General features: G+C 43.6%; 3 protein-coding genes. 1 reads left to right on the forward strand and 2 read right to left on the reverse strand.

Annotation, left to right across the window (positions count from 1 at the left end):
- Both F6K20_RS32350 and F6K20_RS32355 read right to left on the reverse strand, forming a co-directional pair.
- On the reverse strand, positions 1-1,205 hold a 1,205-nt coding region (locus F6K20_RS32350; RefSeq protein ID WP_287297496.1), incomplete at its 3' end, for an RNA-guided endonuclease InsQ/TnpB family protein.
- Positions 1,206-1,467: 262 nt separating this feature from the next.
- On the reverse strand, positions 1,468-1,704 hold the full coding sequence (locus tag F6K20_RS32355) for a hypothetical protein (protein WP_287297497.1): 237 nt from the start codon (positions 1,702-1,704) through the stop codon (positions 1,468-1,470).
- Between the two features lie 174 nt (positions 1,705-1,878).
- Here F6K20_RS32355 and F6K20_RS32360 point away from each other — a divergent pair.
- On the forward strand, positions 1,879-2,892 hold a 1,014-nt coding region (locus tag F6K20_RS32360; RefSeq protein WP_287297499.1), incomplete at its 3' end, for an FAD-binding oxidoreductase.

The following is a 2,892-nucleotide window of genomic DNA, read 5'->3' on the forward strand; positions in this document are numbered from 1 at the left end:
GGCTTCTTACCAACACCACCTAACGGTTCGGTTGCTCGGTAAGCTTTACTACTGGCGGGATGCCCCACCGCCAAATACAGAATATTTTTAGCCGCATTTACATCTCTATCCGCTTTGTAGCCACAATGAGGGCAAGAATGTATGCGATCTTTTAGTTTTTTAGGAACTTTTTGGCCACAGTTAGAGCAGTTTTGACTAGTGTTCCGAGGGTTCACTGCTTTTGTTACCAACCCAGCATTTTCGGCTTTAGTTGATAGTATTGACAGGAACTGACCCCACCCAGCGTCTAAAACTGATTTAGCTAATCTAGTTTTGGCCAAACCTTTTATATTGAGTTTTTCGTGAGCTACTAAATCGTGAGTATCTAATAGCTTTTTTACAGTCTTAAAGTGAAAATCTTTTCTAGTGTCAGCTACCTTTTTGTGAGCTTTTCCTAGTTTCGATACAGCCTTTTTCCTATTGTTACTTCCTTTCTTGGAGCGGCTAACTGCTTTTTGAATTTTCTTCAATCGCTTCTGGGCTTTACGATAATATTGAGGAATTGGTACCTCGGAACCATCAGATTTGATCAAGAAGGTTTTGAGACCCATGTCAATCCCGACCGGATTTTTGACTTCTTCGATCGCAATCACATTAGGGACAGTGTCGTCTTGAATGGACAGTGTCACATAGTAACCATCCGCTTTTCGAGTTACTGTGGCCGTTTTGATTTTAAAACCGGTGGGGATTGGTCTATGGTAGATCATCTTGACCCAACCAAACTTAGGAAGATTTAATCTATTTCCATTTATAGGACTCTTGGAGAAGGCCGAAAATGTTAGGGATCTAAAACGCTCCTTACTTTTGAATCTAGGTCTTCCGCTTCGTTTCCCATTGGAATCCCCTTTTAAGAATCGCTTAAAAGTTAGATCTACGCGCTTCACACAATCCTGCAACACATTGGCGTGGATAGCCTTATACCAAGGTCTATCTTTCTTTAATTGAGGTAAAGTTCTCTTTTGTGAATAATAATCAGGATTGTCTCTTAGTTCTGGCAAATGACAAACAAGAAGACAGGAGTTTATAGAGCATCTATTTTGCTCGTACCAGGCAAATCTGTCAGCCAAAAGATAGTTATATTGATGACGTAGCATATCAAGCCATCTTTCCATTTCTGATGTTTGTGACTTGGTTAGCCTAAGCTTGAATTGATACGCTAGTCTCATTTGCCATTCTCTTGTTTCCGACCTATTATTAATATAACATATGTTGCAACAAGCTGTTGCAACAAGCGTCAATACGAAAATTAAAGATCAGAGATTCGTAGTCAGGCTAACAAGTTTTGAAAAAGAGCAGTTACAACAAGAAGCAGATTGGCCGTAGGCCACGCTACGCGAACGTAGAGGGTGTACATGCTCCGAGTTACTTAGAAGCTTTATAGCTCGTCTTCGGGTCCCGTGCATACTCTGTGTAAAATTCCTCCCACACTCATCCTTGCGGATTGAGGTGTGGGGCTCCTTTTACCGGAAGCTGATATTGATAACCCTCTTCTCGACTCAGGGTATGAAATTGCTCCACAAACTCCCCAGCTTGGTCTGGAGTGGTTTGTGCTACTGCTGGAGCAACTCCCAGATTTTCTGGGGCTAGGCTCGGTGAGAGCAGGCACAGTAAAGTAGCACTAGCTAGCTTGAGACATAATACAGAAATAGTAGAGTAATTACTCATAGACACACCGGTGACTTGACAGTTGATTACTATATATATCTGTAATTGGTGGCACTTTTATGCGAATTATACTAAATAATTTCTCAATATCAAGCAACTTGCTCTGATATGATGTCAAGATAATTAACCTTAACAAAAATCTTCCCACACCTCCCCCCACTTCCCACACCCGTGATGACAACCCCACAAGCTATTGACTGGAATTCCTTAGCCTCGGAACTTACCGGAATAGAAATTATTAATGATCCGACCCAAGTTGCTAAATTATCCCTAGACTACTACCACTTCAGTCCGGTACTGGACTCCCAGCTTAAGGATAAACGAGGGAATATGGTAGTTCGTCCGACTACGGTGGCGGAAGTCCTGGAAATAGCTAGGGTTTGCGTTAAGTACAAAGCTCCCCTCACCGTAAGAGGCTCAGGCACTGGTAATTATGGTCAGTGTATCCCCCTCAATGGTGGTCTGATTCTCGATACTACCCGCATGAATCAGATTAACTGGATAAAACCGGGTTTAGCCTCTGTTCAGCCAGGGGTCAAGCTAGCCGCCTTTGACAAAGAAGCTCATAAAATTGGCTGGGAATTGCGCATGGCTCCCTCTACCTATCGCACTGCTACGATTGGTGGGTTTATTGGTGGTGGGAGTGGCGGCATTGGTTCCATTACTTATGGAGTATTACGCGATCGCGGAAATATTAATGCTCTGCAAGTGGTCACCCTCGAAGACCAGCCCCGTGTAATCGAATTACGGTCAGATCAGGTACAGAAGGTGAATCACGCCTATGGCACCAATGGCATTATCACTGAATTAGAAATACCCCTAGGGCCAGTCTATCCTTGGGCTGAAGTCATTGTAGTCTTTGATGACTTTATGAATGCTGCTAGATTTGGTCAAGCCTTAGGTGATGCCGATGGCTTGATTAAAAAACTGATTAGCATTCACGCTTGGCCAATTCCATCCTACTTTGCCGCTCTCAACAACTACCTTCCGGAAGCTAAGCACTGTGCCTTGCTGATGATAGCGGAATCTTCCCTAGAGCCATTCCAGGATTTAGTTCGGGGGTATGGTGGAGAGGTCACTTACCAGAAGACTGCCCTAGAAGCCAGTAAGGGAGTCAGCCTAGCAGAGTTCACCTGGAATCATACCACCTTACACGCTCGTAGTGTTGATCCCAACCTCACCTATTTA

The organism is Moorena sp. SIO2C4, from assembly GCF_010672485.1.
Classification (GTDB): domain Bacteria; phylum Cyanobacteriota; class Cyanobacteriia; order Cyanobacteriales; family Coleofasciculaceae; genus Moorena; species Moorena producens.